Below are 25852 nucleotides of genomic sequence, written 5' to 3' on the forward strand. Positions count from 1 at the left end.
AAAAGGGTTAAAACTGTTAAGTTCTAACCCTTCGTAGCGAGAGGCGGGCTTGAACCGCCGACCTCATGATTATGAATCATGCGCTCTAACCAGCTGAGCTACCTCGCCATTATTGTTTTCTTTTCTTGGCTTTGTTCAGCTGACCTTCCCGATTTTAATCGGAACGCTTTAACCAGCTAAACTACCTCACCATTAATTCCGCAAACCTTTTATTTCCGTTTTGCGGTTGCAAATGTAGGTGATTTGGTGATATTCTCCAATTTTAATGCCATAAAAAACAGCTTTTTTTTATCCACGAACCGCTAATACTCTCTATTATCGACAATTGAACACACTATTTTCTCTTCCGCAATTCTCTCCACTGCTTAACCAGCGTTTCTTCTTCGGGCGAAAGATTATCAGGCACTGTTACTTTTAAGCGTAGTAAAAGATCGCCAAAACCGCCTTCTTGTCTGGAAGCAGGCATTCCTTTCCCCTTCAGGCGGAAGGTACGTCCGGGCTGTGTTCCTTTGGGGATGGTCACATTGACCACCCCTCCTGGTGTATTGACACGAACCTTACCGCCCAAAGCTGCGGTAAAGAAGTCAACAGGAACCTCTTTTATTATATTGCGGCCATCTATTCTAAATTCTGTGTCGGACTGGATTTTAATTCTCAGATAAATATCCCCATTTTGACCACCACCTGGTCCGGGAGCTCCTTTACCTTTAATCCTTAACTCCTGTCCCATATAAGCTCCGGGTTTTATATTAACCCTGAGTTTTCTCCCATCAACATTCAGAATACGGGTAGCTCCGTGATAAGCCTCGCTAACAGACAATTCCAGATCGGCTTTCAAATCCTGCCCTTTAGCAGCACGAGAACCTCCAAACCCGGTGGTTCCGGCTCCTCCCATTCCTCCAAAAAACATATTGAAGAAATCGGAGAAACCACCCGAACTGCCAAACACGTCCCCCATATCACCTCCAAAAGAATAAGAACGGCCACTTCCGGGCTGCCCTCCAAACTGCGACCAGTCAAAACCTCCAAAACCTGAACCTTGTGCTCCACCGTACCCTGCATTCTCATATTGCTTCCAATTGGAGCCCAGCTGATCGTACTTCTTACGTTTCTCAGGATCCTTCAGTACCTCATAAGCTTCATTTATTTCCTTAAATTTGTTCTCAGTTTCTTTATCATCAGGATTTTTATCGGGATGATATTTAACGGCAAGTTTTCGATAAGCCTTTTTAATCTCATCCTGAGTAGCATTTTTTGATACGCCTAATGTTTTATAGTAATTCTTATATTGCATTTTGGTATGGTTTTTTCTTCAAACTATTGCAAAGTCTGAGCCAGTTTAAAGAAGAAACTCAACATCCGACAAAATGACCAAAAACACAGAAAACCAGACACCTGTGGTTGACAAAATGACATCAAAACCCGAGATTCAAAAGACAGAATTATGCACCATAATTTCCCTGAAAAGAGCATCAACCGGAAAGTAACCACAGGCTTCTTTCTTTTTCTGATTATTGCTGTGCTGGCTTTCTTCATCAGCTATACAGGCATTATCCGTTATTTACACGAAAGCCAAAAGGAAGACCCTCTAAACAAACGCCTGATGGCCCTCAACGAACTGATGTTCCACCTTCAGGAAGCAGATGGTAAAGCCAGGAGTTATCGCATCAAAGGAATTAGAAAAGAGCAAAAAGCTTATCTCGGTTTACAGGACTCACTCCATCAAAGTCTGGAAAACCTGCGAAAACTGTTCGCCGACAGCTCCTATCTTGCTTATACAGATACTCTTGAAAACCTGATAAACAAAAAACACCAAGAAACTCAAAACATCTTTGAATTAAGTGAAATCAACCGATATCGCCAACGTTATGGTGAAATTGTTCCATTACTGCCGGATAGCTTAAGCATTCAAATCGACAAAATTACCTGGTCGAGCGTACACGTTTCTGATTCTGTGGAGACAACAAATACCACACCTGACCAGAAAAGTTTTTTTGGACGTATAGCCAGTTTCCTCTCAGGGAAAAAGAACGAACCTGATTCACCGCCGGCAAAGTCGGCCAACATAGCCCAAATCGTGGATTCATCAACCATCACCAGAACAATTGAAGGACCGGTTTTAAAAGAAGTAAAGCAACAATTACAAAAAATAGAAGAACAGGACAAACACTTTACCAGTCTCTTGTCCAGACGTGAACAAGGGCTAATCCTTCTGGAAAACCAGCTGACCGCTACCATCAGGACCTTTGTAAAAAAGTTGGAAGAACAAGCAATCAAAGAGTCTGAAAAACACCAGAAGCAACTGGAGAACTTAAAAACAGACATATTCTTAAAAGTCATCATATTAGGCTTATCGGGTCTTCTAATCATATTAAGTTTCATCATCCGGATTGGAAGTGATTTAAAAAGAAGTCGCCGATACAAAGAAGAACTCATTGCCTCCCGGGAAAAAATTTCCTCCCTTATGAAAGTGAAAGAAAAATTTCTGGCCAATATGAGTCATGAAATCCGTACTCCCTTAACGGCTATCATTGGTTTCTCAGAACTCATACAGAGCGAAAGCGAGTCCGCCTCCATCATACACAATTCAGCTCTTCACCTCCTTTCACTGGTTAATGACATTCTGGATTATTCAACACTTCAGGAAGGAAAACTGCAATTACAAAAAGAGCAAATTATCTCAGGAAAATTGCTTCAGGAAACGTATCTGACATTAAAGCCCAAAGCTGACCAGAAGCATCTGGATTTCTCTTTCTCTGCAATCCCCGAAGATCTTGCATTTGTTGCTGACCGCACAAGATTAAAGCAAATTCTCTTCAACCTGACGGGTAATGCCATAAAATTTACAGACAAGGGGAGGGTTCATCTGAGTTTCAACATCCGGAAAAACCAATTAATTTTTGAGGTGAGTGACACTGGCCCCGGCATTCCGGAGGAAAAGGCACCATATATTTTTGATGAATTCAAACAGTTTTCTCCTCAAAAAACTATCGAGAAAGGAACCGGTCTGGGACTTGCCATCAGCAAAAAGCTTACAGAAGCCATGGGAGGACAGATAAATGTGGTAAGTAAACCCGGCGAGGGAAGTACTTTTCAATTTTCAATTCCTCATCATGAAGAGAAAAGATCCACCAAACAAGGGAAACACCCTAAAAAAGAAGCACTTAGCCAAGAGAAAATCCTGATTGTGGATGATGACCCGCTCATTGAAAAACTCATAAAGGGATTTTTAGCAGAAAAGGCTCAGGTTACCGGTTTCAGGTCCGCGATTGAAGCTTTAAAGCATTTGGACGGAGAAAAATTCTCACTTATTGTAACGGACCTGAGAATGCCGGGTCTTAATGGTATTGAGTTTATTAAAAAAGTTCGGGAAAATCACAACACTCCTATCCTGCTGCTATCTGCAGCTGTAAATGAACATGCCTCCATAGAAGATTTGGCAAAAACAAACCAGGTTTTCATTCTGCCTAAACCATTCTCAAAAGAAGACCTGCTAAAAAGAGTTGCCCGAATTCAGGAAAAGGATGAGGAGAAGGTAAAGAAAAAAAATGCTTCACCTTCAATCGCTGTTGACAGGCAAAACTTCGACCTGTCCGGGATAACCTCATTTACAGGAGATGACAAGGAGTTTCTGACCACCATAACCGAAACTTTTATTGCCGATACAAAAAAGAATCTTTCTGAATTATCAAAACTTATTTCCTCAAAAAAGCATGGAACCATAGCCGAACATGCTCATAAAATGCAAACAGGCTTCAGACAATTTGGCATATCAAAAGGATCTGTAATTCTCAAGGGCATTGAAATCCTCGGGAAAAAACCAGGAAATACGCCCGAGTTAAAAAGAGGATTGAAACGTTTGAAAAAGCACTGGAACATTGTTGAAAAAGAGTTGTCGGAAGCAATATTTGAAAGAGATTAATACTCTATATTCAGTTTTTGCATTTTATTGTACAATGTTTTCCTGTCCATGCCCAGCAACCGGGCGGTTTCACTTTTATTGTGACGGGTTTTTAAGAGTGCTTCTTCAATCAACTGCTTTTCAGTAGCATTGCGCGCATCAGATAAATTTAGTTTCTGATCTGTTTTTACAGAAGGTATTTCCAACTCCGGAGGGATTGATGTTCTTTCCACATAATCGCCCTGCGTCAACAAAACCGACCGACGTACAACATTGCGCAACTCCCTTAAATTGCCTGGCCACTCGTAACGTCCGAAAACTCCAAGTACCGGTTCGGAAAACCCTTTAATTTCCTTTCCAAACTCCGCTGCAGCCTTCTCCAAAAAGAAATGTGAATACTTCAAAAGATCAGCGCGCCTTGTGCGTAAAGGCGGCACCGAAATCTGAAATTCATTCAACCGGTGATAAAGATCTTCCCTGAATGTTCCGTTAAGCGAACTGTTTCGCAAGTCATCATTGGTCGCGGCAACAATACGGGCTTCAATAGCAAATTCCGTATTGCTTCCAAGTCTTCGTGCCCGTCGTTCCTGAATTGCCCGAAGAAGCTTAACCTGCACTTCATAACTCAGGTTTCCGACTTCATCTAAAAAGATGGTCCCGTTGCCCACATTTTCAAAATGACCAACTTTATTATCCACAGCTCCGGTAAAGCTCCCTTTTATATGCCCAAAAAGCTCACTTGAGGCTATTTCGGGGGTCAGGGCCCCACAGTCAACAGCAACAAATGGTGCATCAGCATGATTGCTCAACTCATGAATACGCCTGGCAACATACTCCTTACCTGTTCCGCTTTCTCCCTGGATTAGCACAGCCACTTCGGTGGGTGCTACCAGCCGGAGGTGCTCCTCCATGCGACGGGCTTCTTCTCCGTCGCCGGAAAGATAATCCGAATTGGAAGAAGAGCTCTTTTGGTTATTTTTAAGAGTATTGGTTACCACATGCAACAACTCATCGGCGTTAACCGGCTTTGTTATATACTCGTAAGCCCCTTTCTTAATAGCATCTACAGCAACCCTTATTTCCGAATAGGCGGTAATCAACACCACAGGAATATTTGAAGCAAGCAGTTTACTTTTTTCCAATACATCCATGCCTGTGCCATCTGGCAGGCGGTAATCCGTAAGAACCAAATCGAATGACTCTCTATTAAGCAAGCCAACAGCTCCGGAAACATTTCCTGCCAGAACGGAGTCATGCCCCTTCTTTTTCAGAAAACCGCTGACCATCATGCCAAATGATGTATCGTCGTCTACAATTAATATTTTTTTTTGCATACCCTGTAAAAGTTCATTTTACAGCTTTAAAGATAATGAATTTTACCCCGGCCTCCGAAAAATACAACAAAAAGGCGCACCCGGAAATCCGGATACGCCCTAACCTGCTTTATTCATGAATTGTTGTGATGAGATGTTCAAATTTCAGGAAATACAACCAACCGCAGACAAAATGGATGCAGGAAATAATAGATTATTTTCAAATCAATTTTGTTGAGGACGGCTGTATTTCGCAGGTAGTTGAACATCGTAATAAATAAATTATGAATAAAGCAGGCTAATTGCCAGAAAGGGGCCTGGTTTTTAAAATTCAATTAATTAACCGTGTTTTAAAGTGTCATAAAGTGAATCTAAGCCTCAGGAACATAACTGTCCCCATTGCTGTTGTAAAGTCCGGTTTGATTAACATCATCGGAATTTTTCACAACAATCTTATAGATCTTCTCTCCGGACACTTCAGCAACTTGTGCTTTTTCCACTTCAGTTCCGGGAAACTCTTTTTTGGCAGCTTCGATTACTTCTGAGGGAACTTCGCTCACCTCAATATCGGTGAAGGTCAACTCCTGCTCAACAGCAGTTGTCACATTGTCCATAGCCATTGCAGAAACAAACGGAGTCACTGCCAAAAAAAACACACTCGTCAATACAAATAAAAATTTCCTTTTCATAACTTTTACTTTTTGGTTAAACATTTAAAATTATACTTGTCTGTTGCCTTATGTATTGAAAAGAGTGTGCCACAATAAAAGCCCCGCGAACCGAGATACCATCAAATACAGTGACTACAAGAGCCTTACACGAACAACTCCATCAATCAATACCAAAACAAAATCTGACGCATTGAGGAACAATATCCACACACTGTGGAATTCTGCGACCTTCAATCTTAAAAAAACTATATTTGCAGAAAGACTCATTAATTATGGAAAAAAAGAAAATACTATTCGTTTGCCTGGGGAATATTTGCCGATCCCCAAGTGCCGAAGCAGTTTTTAAAGGATTGATTGAAAAAGAAGGACTTCAGGAATATTTCATAGTAGATTCAGCGGGAATAACGGACTACCACGCGGGAGGTCCGGCAGATGCAAGAATGCAACGGCATGCCACCAAAAGAGGGTATAATCTTACCAGCATAAGTCGTCCGGTTGATCCCATAACAGACTTCAGGGTATTTGATATGATTATCGGAATGGATAATCAGAATATACGAGACCTGGAACAACTGGCTGCAGGAACAAATGCTGCCACCAAAATATTTAAGATGACAGACTTCTGCAACCACTGCCATTACGAGGAAGTTCCGGACCCTTATTACGGCGGTGATGAAGGATTTGAACTGGTTTTGGATCTTCTTGAATCTGCCTGCAGGGGCTTGCTTAATTTTTTGAAAAACCAGAAATAAACCATGATATGAATAAGGACAAGCTAACAAAGATTCTTGGGGAAGAACCTGTAAGCATGTCCTCTGTCGGAGGAGGTTGCATCGCAGATTCGCAGGTTATTTCCACCCGGGCGGGACAAAAATATTTTCTCAAGCAGGGATTTAGCAACGGTTTGTTTGAGAAAGAAGCCCACGGCCTTGAGGAACTTGCACGCTCCAATGCCATCAGGGTTCCTAAGGTTATGTTTTCAGGTGAGGACTTCCTGATTCTTGAGCACATCGAAAGCGGAATAAAGAGAACCGATTTTTTCATGGAGTTTGGCCGTCGTCTGGCACTTGTTCATCAGCAATCAGCAAAGGGCTTTGGATTTTTTGAAGACAACTTCATCGGCTCCACTCCTCAAAAAAATATTGTCTCCGGAGAGGAAGAAAACAACTGGCCTCTATTCTACTGGAATAAGAGAATCCTCTACCAGTTTCGACTTGCTGAAAAAAACGGGTATGCCGATGCTACTCTTGCCTCACTGATTGCAAAGCTGGAATCTGTATTGGAGAAAATTCTGAAGGAGAGCGAGGAACCGCCTGCTCTTCTGCATGGTGACTTATGGGGAGGAAACTATATGATTGATGAAACAGGAAACCCCGTTTTGATTGATCCGGCAGTATATTATGGTCACAGAGAAGCTGATCTGGCAATGACAAAATTATTCGGAGGTTTTTCAGCAGATTTATATCGGGCGTATGAAGAAGCATACCCCCTAAAACCGGGGGCTTCAAAACGTGAACCTGCTTATCTTTTATACCACGTATTGAACCACCTGAACCTGTTTGGCTCAAGTTATTACGGACAGGCCATTCAATTACTCCGACAATTAACGAAAGCTTGAAATTTAAACAACAAAACCTCTGGATTCAGCCAAAATTACGATAGACTCTATAATTTCCTCATCTGGAAGGGTCGAGCAATTAAAGAAAATGTCGAAATAATCAATATCAGGCCGTTCTTTCTCAAAATAATTGCGAAACATGGTTCTTCGATGATCCATTTCAATAGCTTCCTTACGGGCTTCCTGAATGGTCATCCCCTGCGTTTCTGCAACCCTTTCTGCACGCCATGTCAAAGGTGCCTGGATTTTTATGTGAAGTGAATTTGCAAAGTTCTTGGTAATTGCCTCGGCAGCACGCCCCACAATAACCACATTGCCTTGGGTAGAGGCATTAAAAATAAACTTTGCAATCGTATTTTTGATTTTTACATCACCAGGATAATACTCGTCAGAGAAGAAGAGCGCAAGATTTTCAAAAAAACCACGCTCCCTGTATTCAGATAAATCCTCCATCATGCCGGGAGAAAGCTTCAGTTCCCGGGCAGATTCTTCAATAATCTCCTTACTAATCCATCTCCAGTCACGATTGTTTCCCTGAGCCCGGTTTTTTGCAGTGAGTGTTTCAGCCAATTGACGGGCAATTCGGCGTCCCGGACAGCCATACTCACGGGATATGGTAATTACCGGTCCCGGAGATTCAAAACTGGGTCCCTGGGCGGTTTTCTTCCGACCGGTGCGCTCCCGCATGTATTTTAAAAACAGATTATCCATAACATTTGTCATTTATCAGCCCTGTCAAACCAGGAAAACTGGTATCTGTTTTTAAATTTAAAGATTTTTCCCGAAAAAATAAAATAAAAAAGGGCAGAATCCTCTGCCCTTTCCCTTTAAATCAGCATTTGCTAACCAAATCCAAGTCTATGAAAAAAATCTACAATGCAAATATCGGGTTTTTTTGTATTAACAACACTAAAACGGGTTTAAAGCTTGTTAAACTTTTGCTTTAATTCAACCTGTTTTATTCATAAACAATCTATTCCAATGCTCAACTATCAGCGAAATACAAGTGTCCTCGCCAAATTTGATTTGAAAACAGCTCCCTATTTCCAGCTTTATATTTGTCTGCGGTTTCTTGTATTTACTGGTATCTAAGCATTTCATCAGTATAAAATTTATCTAAGTTATTGGTCTGATGGAACTCGCATGTAAGAGATTTATACATTGTCTTTTGTGGCATCTTTTGCCATGCTCGTTTCATTACAAAGATTCATTAATAAAACAGGCTAAACAGGTTGATCCAAAATTTTCCAAATTTTCCTGGCAAAGAGGGTATGGTATTTTTTCAGTAAATCCAAAAGAAGCTGATGTTGTAAAAAGGTATATTGAAAATCAGGATAAACATCATAAAAAAATGACTTTTAAAGATGAATTCCGCAAGTTCTTGAAAAATTACAATATTGACTACGATGAGCGGTATATTTGGGATTAGGTTGCTTTCGCCCCTTCAGGGCTCTACTTATATTCTTAGGTATTTATCATAGGTCGTTGCCCTATGCTGTTGCTTATAGGCCGTTGGCCTGTTGAAACATGGTTTCAGAATGGACATATTTTTAATCCCTCAAAAGGTTCAACAAACGCAAGGGAAATGCAATTTTTGAATTCATGAATCTCAACCCCACGATGAAAAACAGTTTTGTAACGGGTCATAGCATCCGCTCTGAAGGGGCACAAGCAATAGCCTGGGGCAACGCCCCAGGGAAATTGTAATAAATTCTCCCCCTCTCATTATTGGTCGCGACCAATAATGAGAGGGGGAGTGCGGGATACCTCAAAACCCTATTGATCTCAGGCTTTCAACCTGTTTACACCTTACCTGTCTTATGTACAAACCAGGTTAACTGCGCATAAAAATACAGACAAAAAAAAAGGACAGTGAAAATAATTCCACCTGTCCTTTTCCCTTAAATCAGCTTTGTTAACCAAATCCAAATCTATGAAAAAAAATCTATTACAAACTTAAGTCATAATTCATTTAAAAACCACCCAATCATAGTTAAATGAAGTTAAAAAAACAACTGGAAAAGAAAGAAGTTTTCTTCTTTCTTTAATCCAGTCATTTTAAATCCAAGTTTTATGAAAAAATCCCTATTACAAATATGATCAATTGAGTGTAAAATGGACAACCTGAATGGTTAATTAAAGTTAATTATCGCTCTTTTGCTGAAAATTACACCATTTTGATTAATATTTCCACTCTGTTAATCAGACTCTTTCCCTGATTTTACAACTTTACGGGCAATCAAATAAAAAACAAGCAAAGAGACACCTCCGAAAAGGAAAATCATGGAAATATATGCCACCCACTCAGTTACAGATCCCGCCAAAGCCATCAAATCGCCAACAACAAACCCAATGGCCAGACCTACCAAAAAGATTCCGTATTTCAGAGAACTCAGTTTGGTTATTTTCTCTTCTTCTTTAAAAATAGATGCATCACGCCCGGAGGAGATTAATGCCATCCGTTCCATCCTTTTGTTGCGGTAATAAGTTACCAACACAACAATTCCGAATATCATTCCAAAAAATGCTACCGGAACAACTATTTCTACACTACTCATAACGTTTATTTTTATTGGTTTTGTCCATTGGACGCCATCTCTTTTTGTTCGGTTACAAACTGGCCTGATTTTTTTTTTATTCGTAACTTGTAACCATCTTTAAATGCGGGGCGTCTTACCCTTACAATGAAAACCGGAGAAGAAAAACAAATAATAAAAAAGATAAAGCAGGGCGACGTGGGTGCCTACTCGATACTAATCGACAAGTACCGTCACATGGTTTATACCCTGGCACTTCAGGTTTTAAAAAACGAACCGGATGCTGAAGAAGTTGCTCAGGATACATTTTTCAAAGCTTACAAAGCGCTGGATTCATTTGAAGGACGTTCGGCTTTTTCAACCTGGATATACCGTATTGCTTACCGACAGGCCATTTCCAGATTGAGAAAAACAAAAAACAGAGAGGTGTCAATAAACGAAGCAACCTTTCACCCAGTGGAAAGTGAGACTCCCGGAGATATCCTGTGGGAAGGTGACAGAAGCAAATTTTTAAAAGAGGCCCTGAAAAAATTAAAGGGAGATGAAGCCACAATCCTGACGCTCTTTTATTATGAAGATAAAAAGGTGGAGGAGATTGTGGAAATTACCGGATTATCGCCCTCCAATGTAAAAGTAAAACTTTTCAGAGGAAGACAAAACCTTCATAAAATGTTGCAATCAATACTCCGAAACGAGGTTGATTCACTGATTTAAAGGGAAAATATCATGGAAAAACAAAAAGAAGAAATAGAAGACCGGAAAATAAGAGACCTTTTCAAAACGCAATTTCAACCTGATCACATTCCTTCAGACGATTTTAACCGGAGGGTAATGAACCAGGTAATGGCCGATTGGGTTTCACAACCCCGTTTTTATACGCCCATTGTGGATAAGCAAAATCGTTGGTGGATCGTCCCGGCAGTATTGGTGCTTTTTGCCCTGGGTTTCATGTACGATGCAGGGCTTTTTACCGGCGAAAGCCATTTTCAATGGGTCGATAATTTTGGAGGTGCCTTTCAATCGCTCTATTCATGGGTCGAACCTGTTCATTTGCTGGTTTTGGGAGCTTCACTGGCGGTAGGGCTTCTGCTGGCAATAGATCAGCTTTTGCAGAAATTATCAAACATATAGCCTGCTGGTTTTGACTTTACCAAACGTCACTACATGGAATATGACTTTGGGCTGTCAAACTGTCTCCGGCTTTTTACCGGACACCAATGATAGAAAATCAGGATTACTCAATACCCGAAATAACTGATTAAGACAAAAATTAAGTGAGCCACAATACCGGCCACCACTCCTCCCAGTGTATGTGCCAAAAGAGCTTTTGAGGTAAGTTCCCTATAGCCCAGCGTGTCAAGCATGGCTGTGTGCGTGCTCAAATAACCACTCCAACACATTCCCATGGCAGTAAAAACAGCAATCTCGTTACCCCCGGCAATACCCTGGGCCACAAATGCTTTCACCATCGACAAAGCAGCTCCCACCGCTCCGAGGGAAGTAACCGGAAAGGCAATCAGTTCCGGGTGCTCAAAGCCAAACAAAAATTCAAATACTCCGGAAAAATAACCCGCAAGCCGCGGTAGTAGCGGTACCCCCTCATAAGCAAGCCCCTGATAGCCAACAGATGGATCACTCACCGAAAAAGTAACAACCATAATAAAAGTACTGATTACCAAAACTCCCGGTATAATGGATAATCCCAGGTCAACGCCTGACTTTCCTCCGTCAAGTACTGCATTCAAAAATCGTTGAAACACCGGTCCTTTAGAATCGAATCTTACCTTCTCAATATTTCCATCTTTTCTTGATATTTCCTCATCTCCTTCAGGAAGACCTCTAAGAAGATACTGCATCATGCGTGTACTGACAATGGCACCGGCCACAGCTCCAACCAATCCAATCATGGCTCCCTTAAAGAAACCCAGGCTACTCATAAAAGCAAGCACAATAAGCCCCATGCCAAAAGCCGTTCCAAAGTTTGTCAGGGAGAGCAGTTCCTTTTTCTTAAAAAACCTGTTAAAATGCTTATCGTTGGCAAGACTTATAATTGCCGGATTGTCTGAAAAAAAAGTCATCAATCCTGCCAGTGACGCAACTCCTGGAAGTTTAAACAACGGGCGCATGAGAGGTGCCAGCAACAACTCAAGCAATCGTACCACACCAAATTCAATCATCAATTTCCCCAGCGCACCTGTCAGCACCGTTATCCCCAAAATAAACAACACAGTATTCATCAACAAATCGTGCGCTGTCCGCATCAGGGTATTTAACAAATTGGCCATTCCCATTTCGCTGCCCAGATACCCGAAAAACAGCCCCGAAACTAACAGAAACACTACCGCTTCATATCGCCGCCGCTCCAAAAAACCACGCTCTCTGAGTTTACTAACAGCCCCCATTTTTATCCATTTTTTAATAGTAAAAACACAATTGAATATCGGTGCTAATTTAGGAGGTGACAACTTCAAAAAAACAGACGATTCTCATTATTTCGAAGTCCTCTCACATGAATTATATCAGCATTTTAACAACCCGCAGTGCATGAACAGCCCGATCTTTTATTTAATTTTGCAGCAAAAGAGACGATTGTGATATACCCGGATACATTTGAACAAAAATTAGCCTTCAATAAGATAGGAACTTTCATTACAGAAGGATGCCTGAGTGAAATGGGACGCGAACGCGCAGAAAAGATGACTTTTTCGAATCACTATGAAAATGTCGTCACCTGGCTGAAGCAAACCCATGAAATGATGCATATTTCGGATGACGGACAGGAGATGCCGGCTGGAAACTTCTTTGACGTGCGAGAACCACTTAAAAAATTAAGGGTGGAAGGACTGTTTCTGGAAGTCAGCGAACTTTTTGATCTACGGCGGGCCCTGGGCAGCGTTCGGGAAATATTAAGATTCATTCAATCGAAAGAAAAAGAGGATTTCCCGGCACTTTACACGCTTGCCGACCCCGTGATGGTTTACCCCGCCGTATTAGATAAAATCGATAACATCATTAACAAACACGGACAGGTACGAGACAATGCATCTCCGGAACTTCAACGCATCCGAAGGGAAATCAAAAGCAAGCAGAGCAGTATATCGGGTAAAATGTCCGCCATACTAAAAAGGGCTCAACAGGAAGGAATTGTAGATCCGGAAGCCACCATTTCCATTCGTGACGGGCGTGCAGTCATCCCCGTTTTATCAGCCAACAAACGTAAAATTTCCGGCATTGTACAGGATGAATCGGCCACCGGTAAAACCTCCTACATCGAACCCGCCGAGATTGTAGAAATTAACAACGAAATAAGGGAACTCAACTACGCCGAACGCCGGGAGCTGGTAAAAATACTTTCCGAATTATCTCTCTTTCTTCGCCCCTACATGGAAGAAATGTTATATGCATTCAGGTTCCTGGGCATTATTGATTTCATCAGGGCAAAAGCCATGTTCGCAAAAAGGATAGAAGGAACGGTTCCAAAAGTTCACAAAAACACTGCCTTTATATGGGAAAAAGCCATGCACCCACTCCTTTTCCTTCAAAACAAAGCAGCAGGCAAGCCGGTGGTTCCTCTGAATATTGAGCTAAACGAAGAACAACGCATTTTACTTATATCCGGTCCCAATGCCGGAGGTAAGTCTGTGTGTCTTCAAACAGTAGGATTGCTTCAATATATGCTTCAATGCGGCTTGCCTGTTCCGGTAAGTGAAAATTCTCAAATGGGATTCTTCAACAGTATTTTTATGGATATCGGAGACGAACAATCCATTGAGAATGACCTGAGTACCTACAGCTCCCATCTGCTGAACATGAAAAACTTCATCCGTCACTGTGATGAAAAGTCACTCCTTCTTATTGATGAGTTTGGAACAGGAACTGAGCCAATGCTGGGAGGTGCCATAGCAGAAGCAGTACTGGAACAGCTCAACAAACAACAGGTTTACGGAGTCATCACCACCCATTACACCAACCTGAAACATTTTGCCTCGGAAAATGCCGGCATCATCAATGGGGCCATGCTTTTTGACACCCATCTTATTCAACCACTTTTCAAGCTGGAAATGGGACAACCGGGAAGTTCGTTTGCTTTCGAGATTGCCAGAAAAACAGGTCTTCCGGAAAATATTCTGGAAAAAGCAAAAAACCGGCTGGGAGAAGAACACATCAACTTCGACAAACATTTACGTGAAATCATTCGGGACAAAAGATATTGGGAAAAGAAACGGCAGTCGGTCCGCGACAGAGACAAACAACTGGAAAATATCACCTCCAGATATGAACAGGATCTGGAAAAATTGAAAGCCGAACGCAACAAAATACTTGAATCCGCAAAAAAAGAGGCCAACGAGATACTGGCATCTGCTAACCGGGAAATTGAGAAAACCATCAGGGAAATCAGGGAAGCACAGGCAGAGAAAGAAAAAACAAAATCTCTTCGTAAAAACCTGAATGAATTTAAAGAACGGGTTGAACAATCGGGCGTTGATGAGGAGTTACAAAGAAAGCTGGACAAGAAAATAAGGAAAATTAAGGACCGACAGTCGGGAAAGAAAAAAAGAAAAGAGACAGATACTGAAACTCCTTTGGCAGAGGAGTCTCCCGAAAAAAAAGCAGACCCCAACAAGCCGCTTGAACCGGGTGATGCGGTGCTTCTTGAGGGACAAAGTGTACCCGGGCAAATCATTGAAGTCAATGGGACGGATGCAGTGGTGGCCTTTGGACAACTTATTACCACCATTAAAGCCGTCAGACTAAAACGCATCAGTAAAAACGAATATAAAAAATCACTCCGGCAAAACACAACTGGCAGCAGTTCCACTTATTCAGATCGATTGAGAGACAAAAAACTGTCCTTTAGTCCGGACATAGATGTGCGTGGTATGCGTGCAGAAGAAGCAGTGACGAAAGTTCTGAATCACCTGGACGAGGCATTACTTTGTGGTGCAGAAACAGTTAAGATTCTCCATGGCAAAGGGAATGGGATATTGCGGCAATTAATTCGTCAACATATTGCAACCCTGCCATTTGTTTCACGTTATTATGATGAACATGTCCAATACGGTGGAAGCGGAATTACCATCGTAGAAATTTCATAAGCCGGACTCATCGAAAAACAAAAATCTTTTTGTAACTTAACCTTTCAGCTACCATATTTATTAGACCAAAACTTATGTCTCTATTCCCGGACAACTCTTTTAAGAAACCACTCTTTTTAAGGCTCATGTGGTTCATATTGTTATTGTTTGTGGTTAAAACAGTACAAGGAAATAATGCATCTGCCCCATCATACTATTTCGATAATCTAACACGACAGTATGGGCTCATCCAATCCAACATACGTGTAATAACTCCCGATAATAATGGCTATATATGGATGGGATCTTCCGGAGGACTATATAAATGGGATGGTCTCATGATTTCCATTTATCAGAACGACAAAAAGGACAGTCTCTCTCTGAGTAATAACAATATAAGTGCATTGCAACCGGCTTCCGACAATTCCGGATTATGGATAGGAACCGTTTTCGGAGGACTCAATTTTTTCAATTTCAACACTGCCAAATTTCACTCCTGGCTTCCTGCAATATCCGAAAATGACGGACAACGCTTTTTAAACAACATTGTCAGCATCAGCGAAATAAACGACTCTATCTTACTGCTTGGAACCAGTCTTCAGGGGGTATTAAAAGTTCATCTCGGGAATCATAAAAAACCTGAATCATTTGAGCGCATCACAACCACAGAAGGAGATACAAACTTCTCTGCTTTTGGCTTCAAAAAAGTGGGTAACCTCACCTATGCAGGCACAACAAGGGGCCTTTTTATTTTTGATGAAAAAGGAGCACTGCTAAAGCGAATACAATCTTTCGACGGCGGTTTTACCAAAGAAGAGTGGGTAAAAGACATCGTTCAACTATCTTCGGGAGAGATTATACTTGCCACTCATAATCATTTATGGAAATGGGATGAAAAAAACATGACATCTTCCCTCTTATCGCAAAACACTGACATTGAGCAAATCACCAGCATCACTGCAGATCACCAGGACAATATCTGGATAGGAACCGTGAATAGCGGAATATTTAAAACCAATTCATCGGGAGAAAATGTTCGAAACTATATAGCCTCCGAAAAAGACGGTGCCTTAATAAACAATCAGATTAATGATCTTGAATTTTACGGACATCAACCACTATTACTGGCTGGAACGCCATCCGGATTATCTTCCATCGATTTTCAAAAGCATATTTTCAGGGGGCATGATATTCGTAAGCTATCCAATGCTCAAAACACCTCGGTGTTTTTTCTGATGAAAGATTCAAAGCATCGCACCTGGTTCTGGACCCTCGATGGTCTTTTCAGACAAAAAGGGCCGGATCAGAAATTTGAAAAAATGCTGGACACCGATCATGGAAAAAAGCAAAACATTATCATGGAGGGAGTTGAGCTCAACGGAAAAATATTTCTTGCCTCCTCCGGTGGATTGCTTGAATCAAACTTAAACAGCAATGATTTTACATTGCACACCTTCTCCCATGACTCCGTCCCAAAAAATCGCTTAAATAATTTAAGCAGCATGGCAGTCAGCCCCGACCACAAAATCTGGTTAACTTCTCAGGCCGGAATAGTGACTTTCAACCCCGAAGATGGCACAAAATCCGTCTTCCCATTCCCATTAGAAACCTGGGGCACAGAATTCGTGCACGTAACCGATATGGTTTTCACCCACCAAAACACAAGATGCTGGATTGGCACCAGAAATGAATTCCTCATCCACTTTGACACCGAAACAAAAGAATTTCGGAAAGTTCCGGCAATTCTGAAAAATTCCGAAACCCGGCAACACTCACGCGGAAACTATGTCCTTTCCATGACTGCCCAAAATGATACCTCCATCTGGCTGGCAACTTTCGGGAGCGGTCTTCTGCATCTCAATACCCAAACCCTTAATCTTAGTGACGAATATGCCAACCAAACACTATCCACCAACACCTACGCAGTCTGTTCAGACAACGAAAATAATCTGTGGGTCTCCACTGATTACGGCATTACACGGTTGAATATTCAAACAAAAAATCTTCAGGAATTTGGGTTGGATGAAGGAACTTTTTGTCAGGAATTTAACGAACGGGCAGTACACGTAACTCCCGAAGGAGAGATAATGATGGGAGGCATCAACGGGTTTGTTCAATTTGACCCGGAAAACATCAAACTAAATGATTATGTTCCTCCGGTATTTATCTCCAGTTACTATACCGGAATTCCCAACAGTTCGATTGGAGGACAAAGTGCTATTGATGTAGAAGAGATTACATCCGATATCATCGAAATTCCCTATGAACGCGACAATCTCTCCATTGGAGTATCAGTACTTAACTTCAGCCACCCTGAGAAGAACATGATTAGATGGAAACTGGAAGGATTTGATTCGGAATGGTCTGAAGCTCCTGCCACACACATCATCTCTTACGCCAATCTTCCTCCGGGAAAATATCAGTTAAAAGTCAAGGGAGCAAACAATCACAATGTATGGAATGAAGAAGGAGACGCTCTTCAAATCATTGTGAATGCTCCATTTTATCTCCAACCCTGGTTTGCATGGACTTTCGGACTATTTGTTTTACTGTTGATTCTGGGCATCTTCCTGATGCGCATGCGGCTTCTTAAGCGTCAGAAAATTATACTGGCCGGACTTGTACGTGAAAAAACACGAAATCTTCAGAAAGCAGTCACGGAACTTAGAGAAAGTCAGCGGAAAGTAATGCAACAAAACCAGGAGCTGGAAATACACCGACACGACTTAAAGGAACTGGTGGCCAGGCGTACAGCTGATTTAGAGAAAGCAAAAATTAAAGCGGAGGAATCAGATCGGTTGAAGACAGCTTTTCTTGCTAACCTGTCCCATGAAATCAGAACTCCGATGAATGCCATCGTAGGTTTTTCCACCCTCCTCAATAACATGGAGCTTTCCGATAATGACAAAGCTGAATTTCTGGCATTAATCCAGCAGTCGGGTGAAAATTTGTTGGCTTTGATCAATGACATCATCGACATCAGCAGAATAGAAACAGGTCAGATGAGTTTTCATCCCAAATTTGTAACATTAGGAACTTTCCTGAACAACATAATGAAGACTCTGGAATTCCAACCCAGAAAAAGCCCAGACTTACAATTGGTTCTCGACATCCCCGAATCTCTGAAAGAAGTAGCTGTCTTCACAGATGAACACAGGCTGCGTCAGGTAATCGTAAACCTCATGGGCAATGCTTTAAAATTCACCCCCGAAGGTTACATAAAGCTATCTGTTGGAAAATTCAGCGGTAAAGAACTAACCTCTTTTATTCCAAATCTGGAAATCGAGGACCCGCCGCACCGTGTGTTAATTTTCATGGTTGAAGATACAGGCATCGGAATTACAGAAGAGGAACAAAAAAATATTTTTCAACCATTCCGCAAAGCAGAAAATACCTCCGAATCAATATATGGAGGGATGGGACTTGGATTAAGTATTGTCAAAAGCATTCTGCCTGCACTGGGGGGTGACATCACTTTGCGATCCTACCCGGGACAGGGAACCACTTTTTATTTTTACATCCCCTATAACACAAGAGGTTAACTCACACTTGCTTCTTTTGATTCTGAAAATTATACAGAACCAAAGATAAACCGATAAAAAGCATCCCGGATATTTGTAATACAGAGGGAGCCTCATCAGGAATAATGAGCCAACTAAAAAAAGCCCCGAAAACAGGAATAATAAACTTCCAGATGTTCAGATCAGAAACTTTCACCCCCGGTCGGTTCAGGAGGGTAAACCACAAAGAAAAAGCTGCGGCAGACAAGAAACTCAACCAAAAAAGGGATGCATAATATGGCCATTCGAAGGAAAAACCGCTAAAAGGCTGTTCAACCAATAAAGAGACCAGAAAAAGTGCGGCACCACCAATAATCAACTGAACAGAGCTCAATCCTACCGGTGAGATATTCAAACTGCTTTGCTTACTAACCAACACATTCCCATATCCGGAAGCAACATTGGCCAATATCAGCATCCCGATTCCTGCCAACTGCCCAAACAGTGTATTGCCTGAGAAACTCAATCCCTTTTCCAGAGCCACCAGAACGATTCCGATTATTCCAATGGCAATGGTTCTGAACTTTCGCATGGTCAACAAATCATTCTTCATGGTTACATGTGCCACCAGAGCCGTAAAGAGCGGTTGCGAGCCGATAATAATGGCAGTTGTAGCTCCTTCCACCAGATTAATCCCCTGGTAAAAAAGCGTGTACAACACAAAGGTTTGAAAAAAAGCAATCTTCAAAAATACCGGGAAGTGCTTCTTTAAATCCCTCCACAATCTTTTCCACGATGCCACCAATGGCAAAATCATCAGACCCGAAAGAAAGAATCGGGTCCCCGCAAACTGCATCGGTGTGGTATATTCCAGCCCTATTTTGATCCCCACAAATGCAGTTGACCATAGCAGACAGGCCAGGATGGCCAGAAAAGTGGTACTCTTTAATTTTGATAACATTCGCTTTAATTTGTTTTGGAACCTTTTTTGCCCTAAATCGTTTACAAAGGTATATATTTGATGCTTTTTATAAGGTTCCACAAAATATCTGTTCTTCAACAAATAGTGGGAATGATTTTTTAAACAGCTAAGAATCAAAAGAACATGGGGGCGATTTTTACCGGGAAAAAAACTTTCTTTTTAACACCAATACTGATAATTCTTCAATTATTCTTTATTTCATCTGGTGCCCTGGCTGTCGGGGCATTCCCTTATCCGCAGGAAATAACGCAACCCGATGGTTCGGTGCTTACCATCCGACAGCATGGCGATGAGTGGTATAATTGGACAACCACCGCAGACGGATTTCATATTGTCAGAAATAAAGAAGGAATCTTTGAGTATGCAACACAATTAAAATCGGGTGAAATTACAGCCTCCGGAGTTAAAGCCTCCAATCCGGATAAGAGAACAACATCAGAAATCAACTTTCTCTCATCCACCCCCAAAAACTTAGGTATTTCCCGGGAAAAATATCTGGAAAAGAAATCCTCCAAATACTCCGGAGCGTTAAAAAGCTCTATAATGACCACCTACTTCCCTACCACAGGAAGCCCCAAGCTATTATTGATACTGGTCAACTTTTCTGACACTTCTCCCTCCTATCTGCAATCCTCTTTCGATGATTTCATGAACCTGCCGGGATACAATGGCACCGGAAGTTTTAAAGATTATTACGAGGAAGTCAGCGGGGGCGCTCTAAGTATCACCACCACAGTAACCGACTGGGTTACTGTGCCCGGGAACCATGACTATTACGGTCCGGAAACCAAATGGAGTGAATTTGCACTACATGCCATAAGGGCAGCAGCAAATCAGGGAGTTGATTTTTCACAGTTTGACAATGACGGAGACGGTGTTGTTGAAGGTATTGCCATCATGCATCAGGGACCCGGACAAGAAGTAACAGGCAACGAAGATGATATCTGGTCACACTCTTACTCCTTTTCGTCAGCAGGAATAGGAACAACAGACCGGACATTTAACGGTGTCATAGTGGACCAATACACGGTTCAGCCCGAACTAAAATCTCCGGACGGACAAATGAATACCATAGGGGTGATGTGTCATGAATTCGGACATAACCTGGGACTTCCTGATTTTTACGACATCAACGAAGACACCGACGGACAATATGACGGGACCGGTCGCTGGGATATAATGGCCGGCGGAACCTACAACGGCTCCCCATACGGTTCCTCACCTGCCCATCACAATCCCTTTTCAAAAGCCGATTTGGGATGGGTAAATGTAACCGTTATCGAATCCCCCCAATCCATCTCCCTGGAACCGGTTATCTCCTCCAATGAGGTGTTGCGGATCAACAGCCCGGTAGAAAATGAATACCTGCTCATTGAAAATCGTCGGAAAACAGGCTTTGATTCATACCTCTATTCAGAAGGAATGCTGGTTTATCATGCCGATGGCAACCTGATTGCTGACAGAAGATACTCAAACACCATCAATATAGATGAGCATCAGGGCTTTTATCCCATTGCTGCAAATCACATTATAAATGATGTCTCCTGTCCTTTTCCCGGAACAGCCAATGTTACAGAACTCACAGATACCAGCGATCCGTCCATGACCACATGGAGCGGCGAAGGATTCAACCGAAGCATCACGGCAATTACTCAAGTCAGCGAAACCATACATTTTGATTTCATGTCCTTCCAGGATGGCTCTCCACTTACATTTTCTGCACAGGGGACAGATGAAAAGAGTATTTACCTGAGCTGGACTCCCGGCATACAGGACAATTCTGAGTTACCGGTTTTACTGGCATGGAACACAGCCGACACCTTTGGAACACCGGTAGATGGCACCGCATACAACTCCGGCGATGCCATTGACGGAGGAGGAACAGTTCTTTATTACGGCAACTCGGTTCAGGAATTTATCCATGATAACCTGAATCCATCTACCACCTACCATTATGCCATCTGGACGGACAAAGGCAGTACCTATTCGCAAAGTCTGAGGAGCAGTGCCTCCACAAAGTCTGCTCCTGTTTCAACATTTCCCTGGCAGGACGATTTCGAAACCGGACTTCAGAACTGGAGACAGGAATTTATTTCCGGGACCAACAGTTGGGGCTCAACCACACTATCCGTAAAAGAAGTAACGGTACCAGCCTACTCCGGAAGTGTTTATGCTTCTTTTTTTCAGGGGACTTCCATCCCCAAAACAACCCGTCTCATATCTCCGGTTTTTAATCTGGAGCCCGGAGAAACTTACACCCTGAAGTTCAGACACCTGCAGCCGCTATGGGCACCGGATCAGGACGAACTTAGAGTTCTTATCAGACCATTGAGTACAGGTATTTGGGAAGAACTGGTTCACTACACCGATGACATTGGAGAGTGGACAGCCCGTGCCTTGGAACTCCCCTATTCCGAACCATGTGAAATTGCCTTTGAAGGAACCTCAAATTACGGTTACGGAATTGGAATCGACATGGTGGAAGTGATAAACAGCACAAGTTGCCAGGCAAAACCCGACATTGCCCCTGCGAACATCGAGACATCCAATATCACCAAAGTTTCTGCCGACCTCTCCTGGACAAGCGGAAATGGAGATGCCCTGCTTATACTTGCACGCAAAGACGCTGATATTGTTGACTTACCAGCCAATGGAACCATTTACAACCCAAGTGCAGCGTTCGGCGCCGGCGACAACATCGGAAACAACACTTATGTCCTTTACAACGGATCGGGAAATCAGGTCTCCCTTTCAGGACTGGAACACACCACAGATTATTATCTTCAGTTTTATGAATACAATGAAAATAATTTGTGTTATCAGCTCAATCCGGCAACTCATATTCTTTCCACGGAAGATGTCTTTTACGACATTACTTTTGAGGTTAATGATGATGCAGCCAATGCACTGCCCAATGCCAAAGTAATATTTGAAGGAGACACCATTCTCACGGACGCAACCGGTAAAATCACCCGACAGGTAAAACACGATAATAAATTCACACACGTGGATGTAATCGCAAATGGTTACCACGGAAAAGCAACCCGGTTTATTCCATCTTCGTCACAGACCATCACGTTGGAGTTGTTGCCTTTCAACCCCTTGGCCCCTGCATCCCTGACAGCAACGATTGACTATAAAACTGTCAATTTGCAATGGGAACCGGTCATTAATGAAAACTTTGAGAATTATCAGGATTTTTCTAACAGTATTACCGGATGGACTTTTGAAGATCGGGATCAGGCGCCTACCTATGGTATTTACACCCTTACCTGGCCCAATGAACAAAACCCCATGGCATATATGGTACTAGATGTCTATGATGAAAACCTGTTGCAGATGGAGTACAACATCTCTGCATGGTCGGGCAGTAAAGTACTTGCCGCGTTTGCCGCACAAGAAGTACAAAGCGATGACTGGCTGATATCTCCTCCGTTTAAAGTTAAGGAGGGAGATTTCTTCTCACTTGTTGCCAGAACACTGGCAAACTCATCAGATGGCTACACATGGGGCAATGAGGTTATTGAAATCAAAATCAGACCTGTCGGCGAATCCACCTGGACATCTCTTTCCGGAACAGACTTTTCGGTACCGGTTTCCTGGACCCGCTTTGAATACAGCCTTGCTGCCTACATCGGACAATCCGTTGAAATAGCTGTTCAAAACAAAGGAACAGATACATTCATATTACTCCTTGACGACATTTTTGTAGGGCCCGAACAAGGTGCATTGAATACAGATCCAACGCCTGTCTTCCCTGCATCAGCCCAAATCAGTAAAACACCGAAGGCAAATGGCGGGATCAGCCACAAAGATCATAAGGCCAACAGAACACAAAAATCAAACACAGAAACCAGTCCCGTGTTTTATTCAGGTAATATTGAATATGCTGTTTACAGAGACAATGTTGAGATCGGACATCGAACCGGATTTGCCAATACCTCCTTCAGCGAGATGGTGGATGGCCTCTCAGACTATGAATATAAAGTAAAAGCTTTGTATCCATATACAGGCATGGAATCAGCGTTTTCAAATGTAATTTGGGCAGAAACCGGATATACAATCACATTTGAAGTAAAAGATGATGCCGGAGCGGCGATTGACGGAGCTATCGTAAATTTCAATAATACATCAAAGACAACAGACGAAAACGGAAGAGTACTCTTTACTAAAGTCCCGCAAAGGACAGGTATGGAATACATAATTTCAGCCCTGGAATTTAATGATTATCAAGATACAGTGAACACTACATCCAACAGTACAATTAACGTGACAATGGCGGTAGCCAGTTCAAGTATTCAACAGAGGTCTGCAGAAAAGATTACCGTTTTCCCCAATCCGGTAAAATCAAAGGCCACTATTCAGCATCTTCCGAACACTGTTTTTAATGTAGCTCTTTTCGATTTGACGGGAAAACAGGTTGATCAAAAACAAATTCGTGGAGGTGAACCGGCAGAGTGGGACTTCTCAACCTATAAATCGGGCATTTACATGATGATACTCCGATCCGAAACAGGAAACGTTCAACGTTTGAAAATCATCAAACAAAGAGAATAAAAAAAGCCCCGCAGTTTTGCGGGGCTTTTTTTGAGCCAATGACGGGAGTTGAACCCGTGACCTCTTCCTTACCAAGGAAGCGCTCTACCACTGAGCTACATCGGCAACATCAATTATCAATTACTCTTTTTGATCGAAAAACGGAACTTCCCGATCAATCGGGATAGACTTCTCGTCCCATTTTCTGAGCGAAAAACGGGACTCGAACCCGCGACCCCGACCTTGGCAAGGTCGTGCTCTACCAACTGAGCTATTTTCGCATTTTAATTCATATTTTTAACAACCTTCTGTCGGGCTTTCCCTGTCAGGCGGTGCAAAAGTATAAAAAAAATGTTTTCCGCAAAATGGATTTACCATTAAAATTTACTCAAAAAAGAAAAAAACCATTGCAAACGTTTTTGCAACGGTTTTTCATTTATGGAGAGCAGAAATAAAATTCTTTTTTAAAATATTGGATATCCACAGCTTACCTCTCATCCCAACCCTGCGAATTGTTAACGCTTCAAAAAAAAGGAAGCATCTTCAAAAACTGAGTTAAAAGCATTTTCCACTTTCTCTTTGATAGAAAAATCATTAATTGGAAAAGGCATTTCATGCGAATACTTAAAATCAAAATCGGCCACAGAAACATTACTGCATTGTCCCCCACAGAAAGTATTAAATATGGCTTGTCCGGGAATTACCTTATCCAGAGAAAGCCCAAGTGCTTTAATCCTGTGTGCAAGTGATTTCAGCCTCCATTCGCGCTCCGAGCGCAGATAATTAAAAGAGACCATAGACCGGAAAACCTCCAAAACAGAGTTCCCAAAGGGCTTGAGTACATCAAATAATTTACCGGAGGACTTTCGGATCTCAAAACTCCTCACAAATTCAGACAATGATTCGTAAGCTTTATTGTCCAGAATATTCTTGGAGCGTCCGTCCATTTGATCAAAGGTCGAACCACCGCAAAAAAGAAATGCCTTACTGGAAGAGAAAAGATTATCAGGATTAGACATCAACAAAATTTCAGTAACCAGGGCACCTATGGAATAAGAAAAAAAATCAACTTCGGTTCCTTCCGAAAACAACGGATGATTCCCGGCAGAAATCACTCCGGTAAGTTTCACAAGATCCTGAATGCTTTGCAACCCTGATGAGATAAAAACCTCCGGAGTTTTGTCAAGCCTGCTGCTTAAAGCAACATTGGCAAATGAACTGTTTTGAATAGGCCCAAAAAAGGTTTTGCGTTGGCGAACAAACTCACTCATCTTTCGTGGATAGGCCCATGCTTCGGGAGAACGATTCATGTGATTTGCCAAAGGAAACAAAATCACCGGGGCTCCGGTCCAATCTGCAAGTTTGTAAGCCCAGACAAGATACTTCCCCCATTTCCGCTCGTTCAGTCCGTGCAAAAGCACAATGGCATGGGCATCCTTCTTTTTATGAACCGGTTCAAAAACAGCATATCTAAAGTAACGATTGCAACTATTACCAGACAAGAAATTACCCTCCAAATTGACACTGGAGGACTCATCAGCAGAAGAACCTTCATATTGCGATTCGAAAGGAAAAGTATGAAACACCACCCTATGATCCAACCTCCCAAAAGCGTGCCTGAGATCAAACTTATTCAATAGTGTTTCCTGCAATTCAAAAAGCAATTCCATAATTAAAAAGGTTGTTTTTCCACAATCATTTTCTGACTACAAATAAACA

At 42.1% G+C, this 25852-nt stretch carries 17 protein-coding genes and 3 tRNA genes; 9 read left to right on the forward strand and 11 right to left on the reverse strand.

What is annotated here, in order from left to right:
* Window positions 1–34: 34 nt before the first annotated feature.
* A tRNA-Met gene (locus W7W_RS0119600) sits at window positions 35–108 on the reverse strand.
* Window positions 109–334: 226 nt separating this feature from the next.
* Window positions 335–1294 (reverse strand): J domain-containing protein, encoded by a 960-nt coding sequence (locus tag W7W_RS0119605; protein ID WP_010665339.1) that lies wholly within the window; start codon window positions 1292–1294, stop codon window positions 335–337.
* Between the two features lie 150 nt (window positions 1295–1444).
* Here W7W_RS0119605 and W7W_RS0119610 point away from each other — a divergent pair, with 150 nt between their 5' ends.
* Window positions 1445–3922, forward strand: a complete 2478-nt coding sequence (locus W7W_RS0119610; protein WP_010665340.1) for an ATP-binding protein — start codon at window positions 1445–1447, stop codon at window positions 3920–3922.
* Here W7W_RS0119610 and W7W_RS0119615 read toward each other — a convergent pair.
* Window positions 3919–5235, reverse strand: a complete 1317-nt coding sequence (locus tag W7W_RS0119615) for a sigma-54-dependent transcriptional regulator (protein ID WP_010665341.1) — start codon at window positions 5233–5235, stop codon at window positions 3919–3921. The genes W7W_RS0119610 and W7W_RS0119615 overlap by 4 nt on opposite strands.
* A 350-nt stretch (window positions 5236–5585) precedes the next feature.
* Window positions 5586–5903: a hypothetical protein gene (locus W7W_RS0119625; RefSeq protein WP_010665342.1), complete on the reverse strand. Its 318-nt coding sequence runs from the start codon at window positions 5901–5903 to the stop codon at window positions 5586–5588.
* Between the two features lie 254 nt (window positions 5904–6157).
* Here W7W_RS0119625 and W7W_RS0119630 point away from each other — a divergent pair, with 254 nt between their 5' ends.
* Together W7W_RS0119630 and W7W_RS0119635 are read left to right on the forward strand one after the other, a co-directional pair.
* Window positions 6158–6637: a low molecular weight protein-tyrosine-phosphatase gene (locus W7W_RS0119630; RefSeq protein ID WP_010665343.1), complete on the forward strand. Its 480-nt coding sequence runs from the start codon at window positions 6158–6160 to the stop codon at window positions 6635–6637.
* 8 nt (window positions 6638–6645) lie between these two features.
* Window positions 6646–7503, forward strand: coding sequence for a fructosamine kinase family protein (locus W7W_RS0119635; RefSeq protein WP_010665344.1), 858 nt, complete (start codon window positions 6646–6648; stop codon window positions 7501–7503).
* Window positions 7504–7506: 3 nt separating this feature from the next.
* Here W7W_RS0119635 and W7W_RS0119640 read toward each other — a convergent pair whose 3' ends face one another.
* Window positions 7507–8214, reverse strand: a complete 708-nt coding sequence (locus tag W7W_RS0119640) for a cytidylate kinase-like family protein (RefSeq protein ID WP_010665345.1) — start codon at window positions 8212–8214, stop codon at window positions 7507–7509.
* A 421-nt stretch (window positions 8215–8635) separates the two neighbouring features.
* Between W7W_RS0119640 and W7W_RS0119650 the strand changes: the two genes are divergently transcribed.
* Entirely contained in the window at window positions 8636–8932 is a 297-nt protein-coding gene (locus W7W_RS0119650) for a transposase (protein ID WP_010665347.1), read from the forward strand.
* A 769-nt stretch (window positions 8933–9701) separates the two neighbouring features.
* On the opposite strand, the gene W7W_RS0119655 is transcribed toward W7W_RS0119650, so the two are convergent.
* The gene (locus W7W_RS0119655) at window positions 9702–10061 is read right to left on the reverse strand and encodes a DUF6249 domain-containing protein (RefSeq protein WP_010665348.1); all 360 of its coding nucleotides are present in this window, start codon (window positions 10059–10061) and stop codon (window positions 9702–9704) included.
* Window positions 10062–10187: 126 nt separating this feature from the next.
* Between W7W_RS0119655 and W7W_RS0119660 the strand changes: the two genes are divergently transcribed.
* Together W7W_RS0119660 and W7W_RS0119665 are read left to right on the forward strand one after the other, a co-directional pair.
* Window positions 10188–10754 carry an RNA polymerase sigma factor gene (locus W7W_RS0119660; RefSeq protein WP_010665349.1) on the forward strand — a complete coding sequence of 189 codons (567 nt, stop codon included), beginning with the start codon at window positions 10188–10190 and terminating at the stop codon, window positions 10752–10754.
* 12 nt (window positions 10755–10766) lie between these two features.
* The gene (locus tag W7W_RS0119665; RefSeq protein ID WP_010665350.1) at window positions 10767–11171 is read left to right on the forward strand and encodes a hypothetical protein; all 405 of its coding nucleotides are present in this window, start codon (window positions 10767–10769) and stop codon (window positions 11169–11171) included.
* 107 nt (window positions 11172–11278) lie between these two features.
* On the opposite strand, the gene W7W_RS0119670 is transcribed toward W7W_RS0119665, so the two are convergent.
* Window positions 11279–12442, reverse strand: a complete 1164-nt coding sequence (locus W7W_RS0119670) for a CD0519/CD1768 family membrane protein (RefSeq protein WP_010665351.1) — start codon at window positions 12440–12442, stop codon at window positions 11279–11281.
* A gap of 189 nt (window positions 12443–12631) precedes the next feature.
* On the opposite strand from W7W_RS0119670, the gene W7W_RS0119675 reads away from it, so the two are divergent.
* Both W7W_RS0119675 and W7W_RS0119685 read left to right on the forward strand, forming a co-directional pair.
* Window positions 12632–15136 (forward strand): endonuclease MutS2, encoded by a 2505-nt coding sequence (locus W7W_RS0119675; protein WP_029510689.1) that lies wholly within the window; start codon window positions 12632–12634, stop codon window positions 15134–15136.
* Window positions 15137–15210: 74 nt separating this feature from the next.
* A complete protein-coding gene (locus tag W7W_RS0119685; RefSeq protein ID WP_234408936.1) occupies window positions 15211–18657 on the forward strand; it encodes a sensor histidine kinase in 3447 nt (1148 codons plus the stop codon).
* Between the two features lies 1 nt (window position 18658).
* On the opposite strand, the gene W7W_RS0119690 is transcribed toward W7W_RS0119685, so the two are convergent.
* Window positions 18659–19576, reverse strand: coding sequence for a DMT family transporter (locus W7W_RS0119690; protein ID WP_010665354.1), 918 nt, complete (start codon window positions 19574–19576; stop codon window positions 18659–18661).
* A gap of 144 nt (window positions 19577–19720) precedes the next feature.
* On the opposite strand from W7W_RS0119690, the gene W7W_RS0119695 reads away from it, so the two are divergent.
* The gene (locus W7W_RS0119695; protein ID WP_010665355.1) at window positions 19721–24154 is read left to right on the forward strand and encodes a M6 family metalloprotease domain-containing protein; all 4434 of its coding nucleotides are present in this window, start codon (window positions 19721–19723) and stop codon (window positions 24152–24154) included.
* 33 nt (window positions 24155–24187) lie between these two features.
* On the opposite strand, the gene W7W_RS0119700 is transcribed toward W7W_RS0119695, so the two are convergent.
* The 3 genes from W7W_RS0119700 to W7W_RS0119715 all read right to left on the reverse strand — a co-directional run bounded on the left by W7W_RS0119700 (window position 24188) and on the right by W7W_RS0119715 (window position 25803).
* Window positions 24188–24259, reverse strand: a tRNA-Thr gene (locus W7W_RS0119700).
* An 82-nt stretch (window positions 24260–24341) separates the two neighbouring features.
* A tRNA-Gly gene (locus W7W_RS0119705) sits at window positions 24342–24414 on the reverse strand.
* Window positions 24415–24648: 234 nt separating this feature from the next.
* Window positions 24649–25803 carry a DUF6051 family protein gene (locus W7W_RS0119715; protein ID WP_010665356.1) on the reverse strand — a complete coding sequence of 385 codons (1155 nt, stop codon included), beginning with the start codon at window positions 25801–25803 and terminating at the stop codon, window positions 24649–24651.
* Window positions 25804–25852: the final 49 nt, after the last annotated feature.

This window comes from Marinilabilia salmonicolor JCM 21150 (assembly GCF_000259075.1).
GTDB lineage: Bacteria > Bacteroidota > Bacteroidia > Bacteroidales > Marinilabiliaceae > Marinilabilia > Marinilabilia salmonicolor.

What these genes read in the sequence shown, in the direction of transcription:
- W7W_RS0119660 (WP_010665349.1), top strand. Translation starts at nt 10,188, where the DNA reads ATGAAAACCGGAGAAGAAAAACAAATAATAAAAAAGATAAAGCAGGGC.
- W7W_RS0119640 (WP_010665345.1), bottom strand. Translation starts at nt 8,214, where the DNA reads ATGGATAATCTGTTTTTAAAATACATGCGGGAGCGCACCGGTCGGAAG.
- W7W_RS0119610 (WP_010665340.1), top strand. Translation starts at nt 1,445, where the DNA reads ATGCACCATAATTTCCCTGAAAAGAGCATCAACCGGAAAGTAACCACA.
- W7W_RS0119685 (WP_234408936.1), top strand. Translation starts at nt 15,211, where the DNA reads ATGTCTCTATTCCCGGACAACTCTTTTAAGAAACCACTCTTTTTAAGG.
- W7W_RS0119670 (WP_010665351.1), bottom strand. Translation starts at nt 12,442, where the DNA reads ATGGGGGCTGTTAGTAAACTCAGAGAGCGTGGTTTTTTGGAGCGGCGG.
- W7W_RS0119625 (WP_010665342.1), bottom strand. Translation starts at nt 5,903, where the DNA reads ATGAAAAGGAAATTTTTATTTGTATTGACGAGTGTGTTTTTTTTGGCA.
- W7W_RS0119690 (WP_010665354.1), bottom strand. Translation starts at nt 19,576, where the DNA reads ATGTTATCAAAATTAAAGAGTACCACTTTTCTGGCCATCCTGGCCTGT.
- W7W_RS0119630 (WP_010665343.1), top strand. Translation starts at nt 6,158, where the DNA reads ATGGAAAAAAAGAAAATACTATTCGTTTGCCTGGGGAATATTTGCCGA.
- W7W_RS0119655 (WP_010665348.1), bottom strand. Translation starts at nt 10,061, where the DNA reads ATGAGTAGTGTAGAAATAGTTGTTCCGGTAGCATTTTTTGGAATGATA.
- W7W_RS0119650 (WP_010665347.1), top strand. Translation starts at nt 8,636, where the DNA reads ATGGAACTCGCATGTAAGAGATTTATACATTGTCTTTTGTGGCATCTT.
- W7W_RS0119665 (WP_010665350.1), top strand. Translation starts at nt 10,767, where the DNA reads ATGGAAAAACAAAAAGAAGAAATAGAAGACCGGAAAATAAGAGACCTT.
- W7W_RS0119605 (WP_010665339.1), bottom strand. Translation starts at nt 1,294, where the DNA reads ATGCAATATAAGAATTACTATAAAACATTAGGCGTATCAAAAAATGCT.
- W7W_RS0119615 (WP_010665341.1), bottom strand. Translation starts at nt 5,235, where the DNA reads ATGCAAAAAAAAATATTAATTGTAGACGACGATACATCATTTGGCATG.
- W7W_RS0119715 (WP_010665356.1), bottom strand. Translation starts at nt 25,803, where the DNA reads ATGGAATTGCTTTTTGAATTGCAGGAAACACTATTGAATAAGTTTGAT.
- W7W_RS0119635 (WP_010665344.1), top strand. Translation starts at nt 6,646, where the DNA reads ATGAATAAGGACAAGCTAACAAAGATTCTTGGGGAAGAACCTGTAAGC.
- W7W_RS0119695 (WP_010665355.1), top strand. Translation starts at nt 19,721, where the DNA reads ATGGGGGCGATTTTTACCGGGAAAAAAACTTTCTTTTTAACACCAATA.